At 72.8% G+C, this 18,035-nt stretch carries 14 protein-coding genes; 9 read left to right on the forward strand and 5 right to left on the reverse strand.

The features are described from left to right. Positions 1-563 precede the first annotated feature (563 nt). From AMK16_RS11950 to AMK16_RS11980, 7 genes are all read left to right on the forward strand, one after another. A complete protein-coding gene (locus AMK16_RS11950; protein WP_073913704.1) occupies positions 564-1,979 on the forward strand; it encodes a sensor histidine kinase in 1,416 nt (471 codons plus the stop codon). A 389-nt stretch (positions 1,980-2,368) separates the two neighbouring features. Then, positions 2,369-3,028: a response regulator transcription factor gene (locus AMK16_RS11955; protein WP_338014437.1), complete on the forward strand. Its 660-nt coding sequence runs from the start codon at positions 2,369-2,371 to the stop codon at positions 3,026-3,028. Positions 3,029-3,174: 146 nt separating this feature from the next. Beyond that, positions 3,175-5,118, forward strand: a complete 1,944-nt coding sequence (locus AMK16_RS11960; RefSeq protein WP_073913003.1) for a 2-oxoacid:acceptor oxidoreductase subunit alpha — start codon at positions 3,175-3,177, stop codon at positions 5,116-5,118. Beyond that, a complete protein-coding gene (locus AMK16_RS11965; protein ID WP_199885407.1) occupies positions 5,111-6,178 on the forward strand; it encodes a 2-oxoacid:ferredoxin oxidoreductase subunit beta in 1,068 nt (355 codons plus the stop codon). The genes AMK16_RS11960 and AMK16_RS11965 overlap by 8 nt, the downstream gene beginning before the upstream one ends. Before the next feature lie 257 nt (positions 6,179-6,435). Then, positions 6,436-7,290: an SDR family oxidoreductase gene (locus AMK16_RS11970; RefSeq protein ID WP_073913010.1), complete on the forward strand. Its 855-nt coding sequence runs from the start codon at positions 6,436-6,438 to the stop codon at positions 7,288-7,290. A gap of 115 nt (positions 7,291-7,405) precedes the next feature. Then, positions 7,406-8,350 carry an EamA family transporter RarD gene (gene rarD / locus AMK16_RS11975; RefSeq protein WP_073913013.1) on the forward strand — a complete coding sequence of 315 codons (945 nt, stop codon included), beginning with the start codon at positions 7,406-7,408 and terminating at the stop codon, positions 8,348-8,350. Positions 8,351-8,575: 225 nt separating this feature from the next. Beyond that, entirely contained in the window at positions 8,576-9,895 is a 1,320-nt protein-coding gene (locus AMK16_RS11980) for a M28 family metallopeptidase (protein ID WP_073913015.1), read from the forward strand. A gap of 108 nt (positions 9,896-10,003) precedes the next feature. On the opposite strand, the gene AMK16_RS11985 is transcribed toward AMK16_RS11980, so the two are convergent. From AMK16_RS11985 to AMK16_RS12000, 4 genes are all read right to left on the reverse strand, one after another. Beyond that, positions 10,004-10,420 (reverse strand): hypothetical protein, encoded by a 417-nt coding sequence (locus tag AMK16_RS11985; protein WP_242438684.1) that lies wholly within the window; start codon positions 10,418-10,420, stop codon positions 10,004-10,006. Next, entirely contained in the window at positions 10,417-10,620 is a 204-nt protein-coding gene (locus AMK16_RS11990; protein ID WP_242438685.1) for a ribbon-helix-helix domain-containing protein, read from the reverse strand. The genes AMK16_RS11985 and AMK16_RS11990 overlap by 4 nt, the downstream gene beginning before the upstream one ends. Before the next feature lie 108 nt (positions 10,621-10,728). Then, a complete protein-coding gene (locus AMK16_RS11995) occupies positions 10,729-11,925 on the reverse strand; it encodes a LolA family protein (RefSeq protein ID WP_073913021.1) in 1,197 nt (398 codons plus the stop codon). A gap of 277 nt (positions 11,926-12,202) precedes the next feature. Continuing rightward, entirely contained in the window at positions 12,203-13,213 is a 1,011-nt protein-coding gene (locus AMK16_RS12000; RefSeq protein WP_073913024.1) for a polyprenyl synthetase family protein, read from the reverse strand. A 363-nt stretch (positions 13,214-13,576) separates the two neighbouring features. Here AMK16_RS12000 and AMK16_RS12005 point away from each other — a divergent pair, with 363 nt between their 5' ends. Then, positions 13,577-15,586 (forward strand): CocE/NonD family hydrolase, encoded by a 2,010-nt coding sequence (locus AMK16_RS12005; protein WP_073913708.1) that lies wholly within the window; start codon positions 13,577-13,579, stop codon positions 15,584-15,586. Positions 15,587-15,649: 63 nt separating this feature from the next. On the opposite strand, the gene AMK16_RS12010 is transcribed toward AMK16_RS12005, so the two are convergent. Then, positions 15,650-16,456, reverse strand: coding sequence for an HAD family hydrolase (locus AMK16_RS12010; RefSeq protein WP_073913710.1), 807 nt, complete (start codon positions 16,454-16,456; stop codon positions 15,650-15,652). Between the two features lie 141 nt (positions 16,457-16,597). On the opposite strand from AMK16_RS12010, the gene fahA reads away from it, so the two are divergent. Next, positions 16,598-17,821: a fumarylacetoacetase gene (gene fahA, locus AMK16_RS12015; protein WP_073913027.1), complete on the forward strand. Its 1,224-nt coding sequence runs from the start codon at positions 16,598-16,600 to the stop codon at positions 17,819-17,821. The last annotated feature ends 214 nt before the right edge of the window (positions 17,822-18,035 follow it).

The raw sequence follows: 18,035 nt of genomic DNA on the forward strand, positions 1-18,035 counted from the left end.
CGGGGGCCCGGGGCCGGGGGGCCAGGGGCCCCGGGGGCCCGGGGCAGGGGGGCCAGGGGCCGGGGCGCGGGCGGGCTGGTGTGTGCCGGTGCCGGGTGTCCGGGGTGCGGTGATGGGGGCTTCCGTCCGGGTGGGCGGAGGCCCGCTTTGGCGTGCGGATCCGTCGCGTGCCTGTGTGCGGCGCCGTCTCCCGGGGCTCCGCCCCAGACCCCGCGCCTCAAACGCCGGCGAGGCTGGATGGCCGGACCTCGCCCCGCGCGGATGCCAGGGCTTCGCCACAGGGCCCGGCCCCGGCCGCCCGGGAACTGCTCGGGACAGACCCCGTGCGGATCCGCCGCGTGCCCGGGTGCGGCGCCGTCTCCCGGGGCTCCGCCCCAGACCCCGCGCCTCAAACGCCGGCGAGGCCGGATGGCCGGGCCTGGATGTCCGGGGGGTGGGCGGGCTCTGGCGGGGTGGGGATAACCCCCCGCAGGACAGGCCCACCCGCCGCATGGTTTCGGGGAGGGGCGGGCGGCAGGGTGGAGGTGCGGAGGCCGAGGATGACGGAAGGCGGGGCGGGGACCATGAGTGACGGTTACGACAGGGGTCACGGTTACAGCAGGGGTGCGGGGGGCGGCGGGGGTGCGGGGCACGGCGGGGGTGCGGGTCACGGTGAGGGCGCGGGTCACGGTGAGGGTGCGGGTGGTGGCGGGGGCTTCGCCAGGGGGGTCGGTGCCGTGTTGCGGGCTCCCGTCGAGGGTCGGGCCTGGCGCGAGCTCGGTTACCTGCTGACCGGGCTGCCGCTGAGCATCCTGTACTTCTCGTTCGTCGTCACCGGCCTGAGCCTCGGTGCCGGCCTGCTCGTCACCTTCCTCGGCGTCCCGGTCCTGGCCGGCGTGCTCGCCGCGTGCCGGGGCTTCGGGCACCTGGAGCGGGCCCGCGTCCGCGCCCTGCTCGGCGGCGACATCGCCGATCCGGCGCCCGTGCGGGCCCGGAAGGGCGGGGCGCTCGCCGCGATGGGCGCGATGCTCAAGAGCGGGAGTGCCTGGCGGCACGTGCTGTACGGCGCCATCCACTTCCCGTGGGCGCTGTTCACCTTCTGCACGGCCCTGGTGTTCTGGACGTGCGGATGGGCCTTCCTGCTGTACCCGGTCTGGTTCTGGGTCTTCCCCGCCTACACCGGCCGGCCCGGGCTGCAGCTGTACCAGAACGACACCTACTCCGCCTACCTCGACTCCCCCGCCGAGATCGCCCTGACCTTCCTGGCCGGACTGGTCCTGACCCTGGCCACCCCGTGGGTGGTCCGGGCCCTGACCACCGTCGACCGGGTCGTGGTGGGCGGGCTGCTCGGACCGTCCCGGCTGGCCACCCGCGTCACCGAGCTGGAGTCCGACCGCGGCGTGGTCGTGGACACCGCCGCGGCCGACCTGCGGCGCATCGAGCGCGATCTGCACGACGGGGCCCAGGCCAGGCTGGTGAACCTCGCGATGGACCTGGGGCTGGCCAAGGAGAAGGTCGCGCAGGACCCGCGGGCCGCCGCCCGCATGGTGGACGAGGCGCACGGCGAGGTGAAGATCGCCTTGCAGGAGCTGCGCGACCTGGCCCGCGGGATCCACCCGGCGGTGCTGACGGACCGCGGCCTGGACGCGGCGCTGTCGTCGGTGGCCTCCCGGTGCGCCGTTCCGGTACGGGTGGCCGTGGACCTTCCGGCCCGCCCGGCGGCGGCGATCGAGGGGATCGCGTACTTCACCGTCTCGGAACTGCTTCAGAACATCACCCGGCACGCCCTGGCCCGGTCGGCCTCGGTGGAGGTCTGGAAGTCCGGTGAGCGGCTGCTGATCCAGGTCGCCGATGACGGCCGTGGTGGGGCGCAGGTGCAGGCCGGGACGGGGCTGGCGGGCCTCGGCGAGCGGCTGGACGCCGTGGACGGGGTGCTCGTCGTCGACTCCCCCGTGGGTGTGGGGACGACGGTCACCGCGGAGCTGCCCTGGCGGGCGTGAGCCACCCCCGCCCCCGCCGCACCCCCGGGGCCCCGCGCCCCCGCCACACCCCCGGGCGCCGCGCCCTCGTCACACCCCCGGGCCCCGCGCCCCCGCCACCTCCTCGCGCCCCGGGCCCCCTGCCCCCGTCACACCCCCCGGGCCCCGCGCCCTACGCTCCCGCCACCCCCTCGCACCCGCGCCCGCGCCGCCACCCCGACACCCCCGTCATCCCGCGCCCGGGGCCGCCCCGGCGTCGTGGCCGGTCCCGCCCGCGGCCGGAAACTCCCCCCGCATCCCCACGCGTTGTCCCGCTCCGCCCGTGATCCGGGCCCCGGGCTGGGATGCTTGGCTGCGTCAGGGAGTGCGGTAACGAGTGACGCGGGAGCTGCTGAATCGTGGAAGACAGGGTGCGGGTGGTCATCGCCGAGGATTCGGTGCTGCTGCGGGAGGGCCTGACCCGGCTGCTGACCGACCGGGGGCATGACGTCGTCGCGGGCGTCGGGGACGCGGAAGCCCTGATCAAGACGGTGGCGGAGCTGGCGGCGGAGGACGCCCTGCCCGATGTGGTGGTGGCCGACGTACGGATGCCGCCCACGCACACCGACGAGGGCGTACGGGCTGCCGTGCGCCTTCGCCGCGATCATCCCGGGATCGGGGTCCTCGTGCTCTCGCAGTACGTGGAGGAGCAGTACGCCACCGAACTGCTGGCCGGTTCGAGCACCGGGGTGGGGTACCTGCTCAAGGACCGGGTGGCCGACGTGCGGGAGTTCCTGGACGCGGTGGTGCGGGTGGCCCGGGGCGGTACCGCCCTGGACCCGGAGGTCGTCGCCCAGCTGCTCGGCCGCAGCCGCAAGCAGGACGTGCTGGCCGGGCTGACCCCGCGCGAGCGCGAGGTGCTGGGCCTGATGGCCGAAGGACGCACCAATTCGGCCGTGGCGAAGCAGCTCGTCGTGAGCGACGGCGCGGTGGAGAAGCACGTCAGCAACATCTTCATGAAGCTGGGCCTGTCGCCGAGTGAGGGGGATCACCGGCGTGTACTGGCCGTTCTCACCTATCTGAAATCTTGATCGACTGACACTCTGTCAGACATGGCATACCGGTCGGGCCGTCTCGATGGGCGGTCCGACGGTCCGGAATGTGGCCCGCCCCCGGAGCGCCGACCGTCGTAGGGTTGGTTCTGGGGGTGCCCACGCCTCGAAGGAGGTCCACTTCAGTGACCAGCCAGGTCAGTAGCCCAGCCGACCAAGCCGACGGGGCCGGGGGTGCGGTTGTCGGCGGACAGCGCATCCCCGCGAGTCCGGGCGCCAAAGAAGTACGACGTCTTGATCGTGTGATCATCCGATTCGCGGGTGACTCCGGCGACGGCATGCAGCTCACCGGTGACCGCTTCACCTCGGAAACGGCGTCGTTCGGCAACGACCTGTCCACCCTCCCGAACTTCCCCGCCGAGATCCGAGCCCCCGCCGGAACCCTGCCGGGCGTGTCCTCCTTCCAGCTCCACTTCGCCGACCACGACATCCTGACCCCCGGCGACGCGCCGAACGTACTGGTCGCGATGAATCCGGCGGCCCTGAAGGCGAACATCGGCGACGTACCGCGCGGCGCGGAGATCATCATCAACACCGATGAGTTCACCAAGCGCCCCATGGCCAAGGTCGGCTACGAGACCTCCCCGCTGGAGGACGGCTCCCTCGACGCCTACAACCTGCACCCGGTGCCCCTGACCACGCTGACCGTCGAGGCGCTGAAGGACTTCGGGCTGTCCCGCAAGGAGGCCGAGCGCAGCAAGAACATGTTCGCGCTGGGCCTGCTGAGCTGGATGTACCACCGCCCCACCGAGGGCACCGAGAAATTCCTGCGCCACAAGTTCGCGAAGAAGCCCGCCATCGCGGAGGCGAACGTCGCGGCCTTCCGGGCCGGCTGGAATTTCGGTGAGACGACGGAGGACTTCGCGGTCTCCTACGAGGTGGCTCCGGCCACCCGCGCCTTCCAGGCCGGCACCTACCGCAACATCTCGGGGAACCTGGCCCTGTCCTACGGGCTGATCGCGGCCTCGCGCCAGGCCGATCTGCCGCTCTACCTGGGCTCCTACCCGATCACTCCGGCCTCCGACATCCTGCACGAGCTGTCGAAGCACAAGAACTTCGGCGTGCGGACCTTCCAGGCCGAGGACGAGATCGCCGGCATCGGCGCGGCGCTCGGCGCGGCCTTCGGCGGCGCGCTCGCCGTGACCACCACCTCCGGTCCGGGCGTGGCGCTGAAGTCGGAGACGATCGGCCTCGCGGTCTCCCTGGAGCTGCCGCTGCTGATCGTGGACATCCAGCGCGGCGGCCCGTCCACGGGCCTGCCGACCAAGACCGAGCAGGCGGACCTGCTGCAGGCGATGTACGGCCGGAACGGCGAGGCCCCCGTACCGATCGTGGCGCCGCGCACCCCCGCGGACTGCTTCGACGCCGCGCTGGACGCGGCCCGGATCGCGCTGACCTACCGGACCCCGGTCTTCCTGCTCTCCGACGGCTACCTGGCCAACGGCTCGGAGCCCTGGCGGATCCCGGACGTCGCGGACCTGCCCGACCTGAAGGTGCAGTTCGCGGCCGGTCCCAACCACACCCTGGCCGACGGCACGGAGGTGTTCTGGCCCTTCAAGCGGGACCCCCGGACCCTCGCCCGGCCGTGGGCGGTCCCCGGCACGCCCGGCCTGGAGCACCGCATCGGCGGCATCGAGAAGCAGGACGGGACCGGCAACATCTCCTACGACCCGGCCAACCACGACCTCATGGTCCGCACCCGGCAGGCCAAGGTGGACGGCATCGAGGTACCGGACCTCGAAGTCGACGACCCGGACGGCGCCCGCACGCTCGTCCTGGGCTGGGGCTCGACCTTCGGGCCGATCACCGCCGCCGTGCGCAGGGTGCGCGTGGCGGGCCTGCCGGTCGCCCAGGCCCATCTGCGCCACCTCAACCCCTTCCCCGGGAATCTCGCGGAGGTCCTGGGGCGTTACGAGAAGGTGGTGGTGCCGGAGATGAACCTCGGACAGCTGGCGACCCTGATCCGGGCGAAGTACCTGGTGGACGCCCGGCCGTACAACCAGGTGAACGGTATGCCCTTCAAGGCGGAGCAGCTCGCGACGGTTCTCGAGGAGGCCATCAATGACTGAGGTGACCGACGCCCCCCACCTGTTGTCCCTCGTGCCCAAGGCCGAGGGCGCACAGTCGATGAAGGACTTCAAGTCGGACCAGGAGGTCCGCTGGTGCCCCGGGTGCGGCGACTACGCCGTCCTGGCCGCCGTCCAGGGCTTCATGCCCGAGCTGGGACTGGCGAAGGAGAACATCGTCTTCGTCTCCGGCATCGGCTGTTCCTCCCGCTTCCCGTACTACATGAACACCTACGGGATGCACTCCATCCACGGCCGCGCCCCGGCCATCGCCACGGGCCTGGCCACCTCGCGCCGCGACCTGTCCGTCTGGGTGGTCACCGGTGACGGCGACGCGCTCTCCATCGGCGGCAACCACCTCATCCACGCCCTGCGCCGCAACGTCAACCTCAAGATCCTGCTGTTCAACAACCGGATCTACGGGCTGACCAAGGGGCAGTACTCCCCCACCTCCGAGGTCGGCAAGATCACCAAGTCGACCCCGATGGGCTCGCTCGACGCGCCGTTCAACCCGGTGTCCCTGGCCATCGGCGCGGAGGCCTCCTTCGTGGCGCGCACGGTGGACTCCGACCGCAAGCACCTGACCGAGGTGCTGCGGGCGGCCGCCGACCACCAGGGCACGGCGCTGGTGGAGATCTACCAGAACTGCAACATCTTCAACGACGGCGCCTTCGAGGTCCTCAAGGACAAGGACCAGGCCCAGGAGGCGGTGATCCGCCTGGAGCACGGGCGCCCGATCCGCTTCGGCGCGGACGGCCGCAAGGGCGTCGTGCGCGACCCGGCCACCGGGGACCTGGAGGTCGTCGAGGTCACCCCGGAGAACGAGGCGCGGATCCTGGTCCACGACGCGGGCACGGCCAGCCCCACCAACGCCTTCGCGCTGTCCCGGCTCGCCGATCCCGACACCCTGCACCACACCCCCATCGGGGTGTTCCGCAGCGTCGAGCGGCCCGTCTACGACACGCTCATGGCGGAACAGCTCGATACGGCCGTCGACCGCAGCGGCAAGGGCGACCTGGCCACGCTGCTCGGCGGGAACGACACCTGGACCGTCATCGGCTGAGGCGCCGCGCCGTACCGCCTCCGTGAAGCCCGGGCCCTGTGGGGGGCCCGGGCTTCGGCGTGCGACGTGCAGCGGGCGGCAGGCAGCGGGCGGCGGGCGGCGGGCGGCGGGCGGCGGGCGAGCGATCCGGGCACGCCGCGCCGTTCCGCCGCCGCACCCCTCCCCTCGCCCCGCCCGCCCGGCGCGCCCCTCCCCCCACTTTCTAAAAGTTAGCGCTTACCGTAGGGTGGCATTATCACCCCACGAGGAGAGCAATCATGAGCATCGTCGTCACCGGAGCCACCGGAGCACTCGGCCGCCTCGTCGTCGGAGAGCTGCTGGACAGGGTCCCCGCCGACCGCGTCGCCGTCGTCGTCCGCGACGCGGCGAAGGCCGCCGCCCTCGCCGCCCGCGGAGTGGAGGTGCGCGTCGCCGACTACGACGACCCGGCAGCCCTCGCGGCCGCCTTCCGGGCCGGCGACCGGGTCCTGCTGATCTCCGGCAACGAGTTCGGCCGCCGCGTCGCCCAGCACACCGCCGTACTGGAGGCCGCGCAGGCCGCCGGTGTGGCCCAGCTCGCCTACACCGGCGCCCTCGGCGGCCCCGAGGCCGACTTCGACCTGGCCGCCGAGCACCGGGCCACCGAGCGCGCGGTACTCGACTCCGGGATCCCCTACACCTTCCTGCGCAACGGCTGGTACCACGAGAACTACACCCGCGAGCTACCCGCCGTCCTGGAACGGGGCGCCGTCGTCGCGAGCGCGGGCGAGGGCCGGGTCGCCTCGGCGGCGCGCGCCGACTACGCGGCCGCCGCGGCCGTGGTGCTGACCGGCGAGGGCCACCTGAACCAGGTCTACGAGCTCTCCGGCGACACCGCCTGGAGCTTCGCCGAGTACGCGGCCGAGGTGTCGGCGCAGTCCGGCAAGGAGGTCGTCTACGAGGCGGTGCCGGCGCAGCAGCACCTGGCGATCCTGACCGCCGCCGGGATGCCCGAAGGCTTCGCGGCGATCATGGTCGATGTGGACGCGGCCATCGCGCGCGGCCGGCTCGCGGGGACGAGCGGGGACCTGTCGCGGCTGACGGGGCGCCCGACGACCCCGGTCTCCGAGGCGATCGCCGCGGCCCTGGCCTGACGCCCGCCGGGGCGAGCCGCCGGGATGTCATGAGTATCTGCCGCTTACGGGCATGACATCCGGCCCGCGTGGCGATACCGTCGTCAGGTTGGCTGGAAGTCGTACAGGAGGCCCCGTGAAGGCGGACAACGAGCAGCGCACGGGTTTGCTCTACGGATTCGGCGCATACGGAATGTGGGGGCTGGTCCCCCTCTTCTGGCCGCTGCTCAAACCGTCCGGCGCCGTGGAGATCCTGGCCCACCGCATGGTGTGGTCCCTGGCCGTGGTCGGGGTGGCCCTGCTGGCCCTGCGCCGCTGGGACTGGATGCGCGAGCTGCTGCGACAGCCCCGCAAGCTCGCCCTGACCGCCCTGGCCGCCTCGGTGATCACCGTGAACTGGGGCCTGTACATCTGGGCCGTCAACAGCGGCCAGGTCGTCGAGGCGAGCCTGGGCTACTTCATCAACCCCCTGGTCAGCATCGCGATCGGCGTGCTGGTGCTGGGCGAGCGGCTGCGGCGGGTGCAGTGGGCGGCGGTCGCCATCAGCTTCGCCGCCGTGCTGGTGCTCGCCGTCGGATACGGGCGGCCGCCGTACATCTCGCTGGTGCTGGCCTTCTCGTTCGCGACGTACGGACTGATCAAGAAGAAGCTCAACATGGGCGGGCTGGAGTCGCTGACCGCCGAGACGGCCGTGCTGTTCCTGCCCGCGCTCGGCTACCTGCTGTGGCTGGGCGCCCGGGGCCGGTCCACCTTCGCCGCGCACGGCGTGGACCACGCCCTGCTGCTGGCCGCGACCGGGCTGGTCACCGCGGTCCCGCTGGTGTTCTTCGGGATGGCGGCGATCCGGGTCCCGCTGTCCACCCTCGGGCTGCTCCAGTACATGGCCCCGGTGTTCCAGTTCGGGCTCGGCGTCCTGTACTTCCACGAGGCCATGCCACCCGAGCGCTGGGCCGGCTTCTCCCTGGTGTGGGCCGCCCTCGCCCTGCTGACCTGGGACGCACTGCGCACGTCGCGACGCTCCCGGATGCGGCTCGACGCGGTGTCGCCGGCCGTCGCGGCGCCCACCCGCGAACCCGCGTAGCGACCGCCCCCGCGCGGCGCCCCGGCGCGGCACTCGGCCCCCGCGGTCCCCGGTAAGGAACCCCCTTACCGGGGACCGTCCGTTTTTCGAACTGCCCTGACCGAATTGTGGTCTTGACGGACAGTCACACTCTCGCTGAACATCAGGCTCGCACAGACGCACTACAGCTCACCCGCTCTATCCCGCTCGTTCCGTCATATCCCCGCGGAATCCCGGAGCCCCCACATGAGCCTGTCCGTCTCCCGGCGCCTCGCCGCCGTGACCGCCCTCGCGGTCACCGGCCTGTTCGCCGCCACCGCCCCCGCCGCCCTGGCCGCCCCCACGGCGGTCACCGCGGCGCCGACACCGCCCGACATACCCCTGGCCAACGTCAAGGCCCACCTGTCGCAGCTCTCCACCATCGCCGCCAACAACGGCGGCAACCGCGCCCACGGCCGGACCGGCTACAAGGCCTCGGTCGACTACGTGAAGGCCAAGCTCGACGCGGCGGGCTTCACCACCACCGTGCAGACCTTCACCTCCAGCGGCGCCACCGGCTACAACCTGATCGCCGACTGGCCGGGCGGCGACCCGAACTCGGTCCTGATGTCCGGCTCGCACCTGGACTCGGTGACCGCGGGCGCCGGCATCAACGACAACGGTTCCGGTTCCGCGGCCGTCCTGGAGACCGCGCTCGCCGTCTCCCGCGCGGGCCTGCAGCCGACGAAGCACCTGCGCTTCGGCTGGTGGGGCGCGGAGGAGCTGGGGCTGGTCGGCTCGAAGTACTACGTCACCAATCTGCCGGCCGCCGAGAAGGCGAAGATCTCCGGCTACCTCAACTTCGACATGATCGGCTCGCCGAATCCGGGCTACTTCGTCTACGACGACGACCCGACCATCGAGCAGACCTTCAAGAACTACTACGCGGGCCTCGGCATCGCGACCGAGATCGAGACCGAGGGCGACGGCCGCTCCGACCACGCGCCCTTCAAGAGCGCGGGCATCCCGGTCGGCGGCCTGTTCTCCGGCGCCGACTACACCAAGACGGCGGCGCAGGCACAGAAGTGGGGCGGCACCTCCGGTCAGGCCTTCGACCGCTGCTACCACTCCTCCTGCGACTCCCTGGCGAACATCAACGACACCGCCCTGGACCGCAACGCCGACGCCATCGCCTACGCGGTGTGGAACCTCGGCGCGGCCACGCCGGTCCCGCCGGGCCAGTCCTTCGAGAACACCGCGGACGTGAACGTCCCGGACTCGCCCGCGGCCGCGGTGACCTCACCGATCACCGTGTCGGGGGTCGCGGGCAACGCGCCCGCCACCACCAAGGTCGACGTGAACATCGTCCACACCTACCGCGGTGACCTGGTCGTCAACCTGATCGCCCCGGACGGCACCGCCTACCTGCTGAAGAACTCCTCCAGCTCGGACTCGGCGGACAACGTCATCGCCACCTACACGGTCAACGCGTCGAGCGAGGTGGCCAACGGAGTGTGGAAGCTCCAGGTCAAGGACGTGGCCGCACAGGACGTCGGCTACATCAACAGCTGGAAGATCACCTTCTAGGCTGCCGCAGGACCGCAGCAGGATCACGGCAGGCCCGCAGCAGGACAGCCTCGGGCCGCCAACCGCAGGACCGGCGACCCGGGCCGCCGCCGCGCGAGCGGCGGCGGCCTACGCGTCCTCGCGGCGGCCCTGCAGTGAGGCGGGCAGCGGCTCCTGGATGCGGGCGCGGAGCTCCTGCGCCACCGCCGCGACGTCCGCACGGCCCAGCTTCGCCGCCTCGACCAGATCGCCGAGCTCCTCCGGCGAGGGCAGCTGCCTGGCCCCGGCCACGCGCAGGTACGAGCGGGTCGCGGCGGCGGCGTAGAACTCGTTCATCGGGGACTCCAGCGCCGGGCACACGGCGAGGGTGTGCAGAAACGCGGCGGCCCGCCACGCGGTGTCCGGGGCGGGCTGTTCGGGCACCAGGACGAGGTCGTTCTGGTGCCGGGCGACCGCGGCGGCCACCCCGGAGGGGTCCCATACGGCGGGATCGGACGGGAGATGGTGGGCCAGAGCGGTCCAGGCCCACTCCATGGTGATCTTCAATTGCCGAACCGCTCCTGGAAGTAGCCCCAGTGGTCGGCGAACTCCTCGATGCCGGACAGGAAGTTCTGCCGGTCGTCGTCCAGTTCGCGTTCCGTGACCTCGGTGATCAGCGCGGTGACCGTCGTCCCCAGCGCCGCCGCACGCGCCTTCAGGCGTTCATGGAACTCTTCGTTCAGGCGGATGGTGACGTGTCTCGACATGCCGACCACCGTACAGCGGGGCCGCTGTACGCAGGAGGGGAACGACGCGAGGGTGGCCCGGGACACAGGTCCCGGACCACCCTCGTCGCGTGCGCGGCGGCGTCGTGCCTACTTCGCGGCGTCGGCCGTCTTCACCAGCTGGTCCTTGGTGACGGCGCCGACGTAGACCTTGCCGTCGTCCGTGATCAGGGCGTTGACCAGGCGGGTGGAGAAGATCCGGCCCTCGCCGAACTTCCCGGAGACCTTGTCTCCGAGCGAGTTCAGGAACTGCTTGGCCTCCTTGGGGGCGTTCTTGTCGTTCTCCAGGTCCTTCAGGCTCCTGTCGGCCCCGCTGTCGATCCGCGCGACGCTGGACCAGCCCTCGCCGAGGACCTTGACCTCGCCCTTGCCGTTGCCGTCCGCGCGGCCGGCCAGGTCACCCAGGCCCGGGAAGGCATCCAGGCCCTTGAACTCCTTGCCGTGCCCGCCCTTGGCAGCCCCGTCCGCGCCCTCGGTCACCGTGGCGCCCTTGGGCGGGGTGAAGGCGAAGGCGTCCGCGGCCGGCTTGGCGAAGTCCACCTTGGTGAAGCCCGCGTCCACGATGGGCTTGCCGCCCTGGGCGGAGAGCAGCTGCACGCGCAGCGGCACTCCGTTCTTGGCGTCCACCGCGATCTGCACCGAGCCGACCGTGGAACCGGCCTGCTTGGGCTTCAGCACCAGCTGGTAGGCGTCCCGCCCGGCCACCTGCGCCGTGTCGCCCACGCTGACGTCCGTGGTCGGGCCGGCGGCCTTCAGGGCCTCCTCGGCCATCTGCCGCGGCGAGGCGGCCATCCGGTCCGCCGCCTTGTGCTCGGCGCCCTTGCCGGCGTCCTTCTCGTGGAAGACCTCGTTCGACTTGGAGTCGTAGCCCCACACGTCGTTGCCGTTGTGGACGAGGCTGTACTCGTCCTTGCCGTCCAGGAAGGTCAGCTTCTGGCGGTCCGGGCCGTCCGCGGCGACGCGGAAGGTGTGGGTGCCGCTCGCCAGCTGCGCGACCTTGTCCTGCGGGGCGGCGGAACCCCCGGTGACGCCACCGCCGCCGAGCAGCCCGCTCGCGAAGGAGGGCAGGCCCAGGTCGGTGCTGATGCGGGCGGTGCCGGACAGCTGCTGCACGTCCGAGCCGGCGATCTTCTCGATGAGCTGCTGCGCCGTGACCTTCGGCAGGTCGGGTCCGCCGGCGTTGGCGAAGGCCGGGACCATCGCGACGGTCGCCGCGGCCACACCTGCCACCGCAACCGGTACGGCGTACCGGGCGACCTTGCGAGAAGTCTTCGTGTTCGCTGCCATGTCAGTGCCCTGCCCTCTGTGTCGACGGCGGCGACGCCCGTGTCACCGCGCTCACCCGATCTGGTGGGGTTGATGACTCCATCTGACCAAAAATGCGGCTCGTGGGCGTCAGCCCCCGGACGCAAGTGCGCGTACGACCGTGGGATGACACGGGGAGGGCCCCTCTCCCCCGACCCGTAGGGGTCGGTGGGGCGGAAGGGCCCGTTCCGCGTCTGCGGGGGCGGTAGCGGTGGCGATGCCGTGGCGTGCCGTGCCGGTGGCGCCCCGCCTGCGGGGATCAGCCCGCCCGGTGCACCACGGCGTCGCAGAGCTCTTCCAGGGCCGACTTCGCGAAGCACTCGGGCAGCGGCGCGAGCATGGCCCGCGCGTCCTCGGCGTAGCGGACGGTGTCGCGGCGGGCCTGTTCCAGGGCGGGGTGGGCCCGGAGCCGGGTGAGGACCTCGGCATGGCGGGCGTCGTCCGTCAGATCGCCGTCCAGGAGCCGTACGAGCTCCAGGTCCTCCGCGCGCCCGTCGCGGGCGGCGGTCTCGCGCAGCCGCAGGACGGGCAGCGTGGGGATGCCCTCGCGCAGGTCGGTGCCCGGGGTCTTGCCGGACTCGTGCGCGTCCGAGGCGATGTCCAGGACGTCGTCGGCGAGCTGGAAGGCGGTGCCGAGCCGCTCGCCGTACTGCGTCAGGATGTCCACGACGGACTCGTCGGCGCCGGACATCAGCGCGCCGAAGCGGCCGGACACCGCGATCAGCGAGCCGGTCTTGCCGGCGATGACGTCGAGGTAGTGGGCGACGGGGTCCCGGCCGTCGCGCGGGCCGGCCGTCTCCAGGATCTGGCCGGTCACCAGCCGCTCGAAGGCCTCGGCCTGGATGCGGACGGCCTCCGGACCGAGGTCGGCAAGGATGTGCGAGGCGCGGGCGAACAGGAAGTCACCCGTCAGGACGGCCACCGAATTGCCCCAGCGGGCGTTCGCGCTCTCGACCCCGCGCCGGACGTCCGCCTCGTCCATGACGTCGTCGTGATAGAGGGTCGCCAGGTGGGTCAGCTCCACCACGACGGCGGACGGCACGATCCCGGGCGCGTACGGATCGCCGAAGCGGGACGCGAGCATCACCAGCAGCGGCCGGAAGCGCTTGCCCCCGGCCCGTACCAGGTGCTGCGCGGCATCGGTGATGAAGGGGACTTCGCTCTTGGTGGCCTCCAGCAGACCCGCCTCGACGGCGGCCAGTCCGGCCTGGACATCGGTCTCAAGAGCCTGGTCCCGCACGCTCAGTCCGAACGGCCCGACGACGGTCACGAGGGGTACTCCTGTCTGCTGACGATCACGCTGACGATCACCTGGATTGTCGATGTGTCGCTGCCATCACTCAAGCCAGCGTATCGGGTCTGTTTTCGATCACCGAGAGCGCCCGCCCGGTCGCGACCCGCGCACCGCCCGAACTGCACCGGTATGTTCGGTGAGAAGGCGAAACAACCGGAGATTACGTGGTGTCCGGAACTGCGGGCGACACGGAGGAACCCGCGGATCCGCAGGCCGGCCGGCCGCCACCCCAGTCGCGGCCCGCGGCCTGCTGAACCATGGTCCATCTCCTCCCCGTCGCCGGTGGACGGCTCGCCGACCGTGCACCCCGTCCACCGAGGCGATTGGCGGCTGAACGAGATGATCATCCGTACCGGTTTCCCGTACGAGACCACCCGCGAGGACGTCCGCATCGCGCTGCCCGACGGCGTGGAGCTGTACGCCCGCGTCTGGCGCCCGGTGACCGGCGAGCCCGTACCGGCGCTGCTGGAGTACCTCCCCGACCGGCTCACCGACCGGACGGCGCCGCGCGACTGGCAGCGCCACCCCTGGTACGCGGGGCACGGCTACGCCTCCGTCCGGGTGGACGTGCGCGGCCACGGGTGCAGCGGGGGCCGCCCGGGCGACACGTACGACGCCCGTGAGCCGGCGGACGGGGTCGCGGTGGTGGAGTGGCTGGCGTCGCAGCCGTGGTGCACGGGGTCGGTGGGGATGTTCGGGATCTCCTGGGGCGGCTCCCACAGCCTGCGGGTCGCCTCGCTCGCACCCGAGGCCCTGAAGGCGGTCGTGAGCGTCTGTTCGACGGACGACCGGTACGACAACGGCGGGCACTACACGGGCGGATCGGTGCCGGCCGCGGACATGCACGCGCGCGCGGCCGCCGCTCTGGCCTTCGCCGCCCGTCCGCCGGACCCGCTGTACGCGGGCGAGGGCTGGCGGGAGCAGTGGCTGGACCGCCTGGAGGCGCTCCAGCCGCTCATCCACACCTGGCTCTCGCACCAGACCCGTGACGCCTACTGGCGCCACGGCAGCGTCCGCGAGGACTACGGGGCGATCGGCGCGGCCGTGCTCGCGGTGGGCGGCTGGCACGACCCCTGCCGGGACACCGTCCTGCGGCTGGCCGAGCACCTGCCGGCGGACCGCGTACGGGGCCTGATCGGGCCGTGGTCGCACCAGTACCCGGACCGCGGGCTGCCGCCGGGCCCCGCCATCGGCTTCCTGCAGGAGACCCTGCGCTGGTGGGACCACTGGCTCAAGGGGGAGGACACCGGCGTGCTGCAGGAGCCGCTGCTGCGCTCCTGGATCAGCGACTCGCACGCGCCCGCCACGGTGTACGAGGAGCTCCCGGGCCGCTGGACCGGGGAGCGGGCCTGGCCCTCGCCCTCCGTCGTCCCCGTCCGCTACGGGCTCCAGGGCGCGCCGGTGGTCGTCGCTTCCCCGCAGCACACCGGCGTGGACGCGGGCCGGTCCTTCCCCTCCGGCAACGACGCCGACCTGCCGCCGGACCAGCGGGAGGAGGACGCGAAGTCGGCCTGCTTCGAGTTCCCGGTGGGGGGCGTGGAGCCGCTGGAGATCCTGGGCCGGCCGTCGGTGGCCCTGCGGCTGCGGCTGGAGGTGCCGTACGGGCAGGCCGTGGCCCGGCTGTGCGACGTCGCCCCGGACGGCTCCTCGACGCTGGTCACCCGGGGCGCGCTGAACCTCTCCGCCCGCCGTGGGCGGGAGCGGGCCGTGCCGTGGCCGGTGGGGTCGTACGAGGACGTCACCTTCGAGCTGAACGCCATCGGCCACGCCTTCGCTCCGGGGCACCGCATCCGCCTGGCGGTGTCCTCGGCGTACTGGCCGTGGATCTGGCCGCGGGCCGGTTCCGAGGCCGGCTGGACCCTGGACCCGGCAGGCAGCGCGCTGACCCTGCCGGTGCGGGTGGGCGCCGCCGGCGGGGCGGACGAGGGCATCGTCTTCGAGGCCCCGGAGCAGTCGGAGCCGCTGCGGGTCCTGCAGCCGGCCACGCTGGACGAGCCGCCGCCGGAGCGGCTCGTCGTACGGGACGTCGCGCGCGGCACCTGGCGGCTGGAGGTGGACCCGCGGTACGGGGGCACGCGGGTGTATCCGGACGGGCTGGAGTTCGGCGAGGAGGCGCGGGAGGTGTACGAGATCCAGGACGCGGACCCGCTGTCGGCCCGCGCCCGCTCGGAGTGGCGGATCCGGCTCCACCGGCCGGAGCTGGGCTGGGACACCCGGGTGGAGACCCGCTCCGAGATCCGCTGCGACGAGGGCGGCTTCCAGACGTCGAACGAGGTGGTGTGCCGGGAGGGCGAGGAGGTGGTCTTCCACCGCACCTGGGAACGCCGCCTCCCCCGCACGGCGGGCTGAGCGGCCCCGGGGACGGCGGCGCCGCCGCGGGCCGGGGGCCGCGGGCCAGGGACCGGGGCCCGGTCAGGCGTAGAGGCGTTCCAGGACCACCGCGATGCCGTCCGCCTCGTTCGACAGCGTCAGCTCGTCGGCCACGGCGACCAGCTCGCGGTGGGCGTTGGCCATGGCCACCCCGTGCGCCGACCAGGCGAACATCGGGATGTCGTTCGGCATGTCCCCGAAGGCGATCGTCGCCGAGGCGGGCAGGCCCAGGACCTCCGCCGCCCGTGCGAGGCCGCTCGCCTTGTCGATGCCGGGCGGCTGGAGCTCGACCGTGTGCTCCCCGGCCATGGTGACGTTCACCAGGTCGCCGACCACCGACCGCGCCGCGCGCGTCAGCTCGTCGTCGTCCAGCCGGGGGTGCTGGAGCAGCACCTTGTTGATCGGGGCCGACCACAGGTCCGCGCGCCGCGGCACGCGCACCGTCGGCAGGTGCGGGTGCCACATCCGGTAGCCCGGCCCTATCAGCATCTCCGCGTCGATCCCCTCCTGGTTGACCGCCGCGTACACCTCCCCGATCTCCGCTTCGATCTTGCCGAGGGCCACTTCGGCCAGCCAGCGGTCCATGGACACGGAGTGCAGCAGGCGCCCGCGCGCCGCGTCGTACACCTGCGCGCCCTGCCCGCACACCGCGAGCCCCGTGTAGCCGAGGTCGTCCAGGACGTGGCGGACCTGTGGGACGGGGCGGCCGGTGACGATGATGTGCTGGGCACCGGCCGCGCGGGCCGTCGCGAGTGCCTGGTGGGAGCGGGCGGAGACGGTGTCCCCGGCGCGCAGCAGAGTCCCGTCCAGGTCGGTGGCGATCAGTGCATAGGGGAGGGCGGAAGTCACGGCGTCAAGGATACGGACCTCGTTGGACAAGTCCTACAAATAGTGCCCGAATCCGGCCTCCCGCAGCCCCCACCAGCCACGTAACGTGTCAACAAGCCCCCGGGACACCCCCGGACCGCGTCGAAAGCGAGGCAGCACCCCATGCCCCAGCAGAGCCCCCTCGATGTCCCCGAGGGCGACCCGTTCGGGCCGCACAACCTCCCCTACGGCGTCTTCTCGACGGCATCGCAGGGCCGCCGCCGCATCGGTGTGCGGATCGGCGGACACGTGCTCGACGCGGGGGCGGCCGCCACCGCGCTCGGTTCCCCGTACGCCGGGCTGCTCGGGCAGCCCTCCCTCAACCCGCTGCTCGCCGCCGGGCGCACCGCCTGGCGCGACGTGCGCCGCGCGCTGACCGCCTGGGTCACCGATCCCGGCCACCGCCCCGCCGTGGAGCCGCACCTGCTGCCGCTGGAGGAGGTCGAACTGCACCTGCCGTACGAGGTCGCGGACTACGTCGACTTCTACGCCAGCGAGCACCACGCCACCAACGTCGGCCGGATCTTCCGCCCGGACGGCGACGCGCTGACCCCCAACTGGAAGCACCTGCCGATCGGTTACCACGGCCGCGCGGGCACGATCGTGGTCTCCGGGACCGATGTCGTACGGCCCTGCGGGCAGCGCAAGGCGCCCTCGGACCCGGCGCCCGTCTTCGGCCCGTCCGTCAAGCTGGACATCGAGGCCGAGGTCGGCTTCGTCGTCGGCGCCCCCTCCGAGCTGGGCCGCTCGGTGGGGCTCGGCGAGTTCGAGGACCACGTCTTCGGCCTGTTCCTGCTCAACGACTGGTCGGCGCGGGACATCCAGGCCTGGGAGTACGTGCCGCTGGGCCCCTTCCTCGGCAAGTCCTTCGCCACCTCCGTCTCGGCGTGGGTGACCCCGCTGGAGGCCCTGGACGCGGCCCGTGTCGCCCCGCCCGCCCGGGACTTCCCGCTCCTGCCCTACCTCGACGACTCCGCCGACGACCGTCCCGGCGGCTTCGACCTGCACATCACCGTCTCCATCAACGGGCAGGAGGTGGCGCGGCCGCCGTTCGCGTCGATGTACTGGACCGCCGCCCAGCAGCTGGCCCACATGACCGTCAACGGCGCCTCCCTGCGCACCGGCGACGTCTACGGCTCCGGCACCGTCAGCGGCCCGGAGACCGGCCAGCGGGGCTCCCTGCTGGAGCTGACCTGGAACGGCCGCGACGCGATCGAACTCGCCGACGGAAAGCGCACCTTCCTGGAGGACGGGGACACCGTCACGCTCACCGCGTGGGCCCCCGGCGCCGACGGTACCCGCGTGGGCCTCGGCGAGGTCACCGGCCGCATCGTGGGCTCCCGCTAGTCCCGGCCCCGGGGCGGACGGCCGCGGCGGGGTGGCGGGGCTCCCTGCCGCCCGCCGCCCTGCCGCCCGGGCGGCCACCCCGTCGCGCTGCCATCCCGTCGGGCGGCCATCCCGTCGGGCGGCCACGGCGTGGCCCGGACGCGGGTGCCCCGGCGTACGCCGCCCGGGCGGCCCGGCCCCCCTGACCGGCCTGCCGTGCCCGGCCGGGGCGGCC

The sequence above is a fragment of the Streptomyces sp. CB00455 genome (assembly GCF_001905445.1).
Classification (GTDB): domain Bacteria; phylum Actinomycetota; class Actinomycetes; order Streptomycetales; family Streptomycetaceae; genus Streptomyces.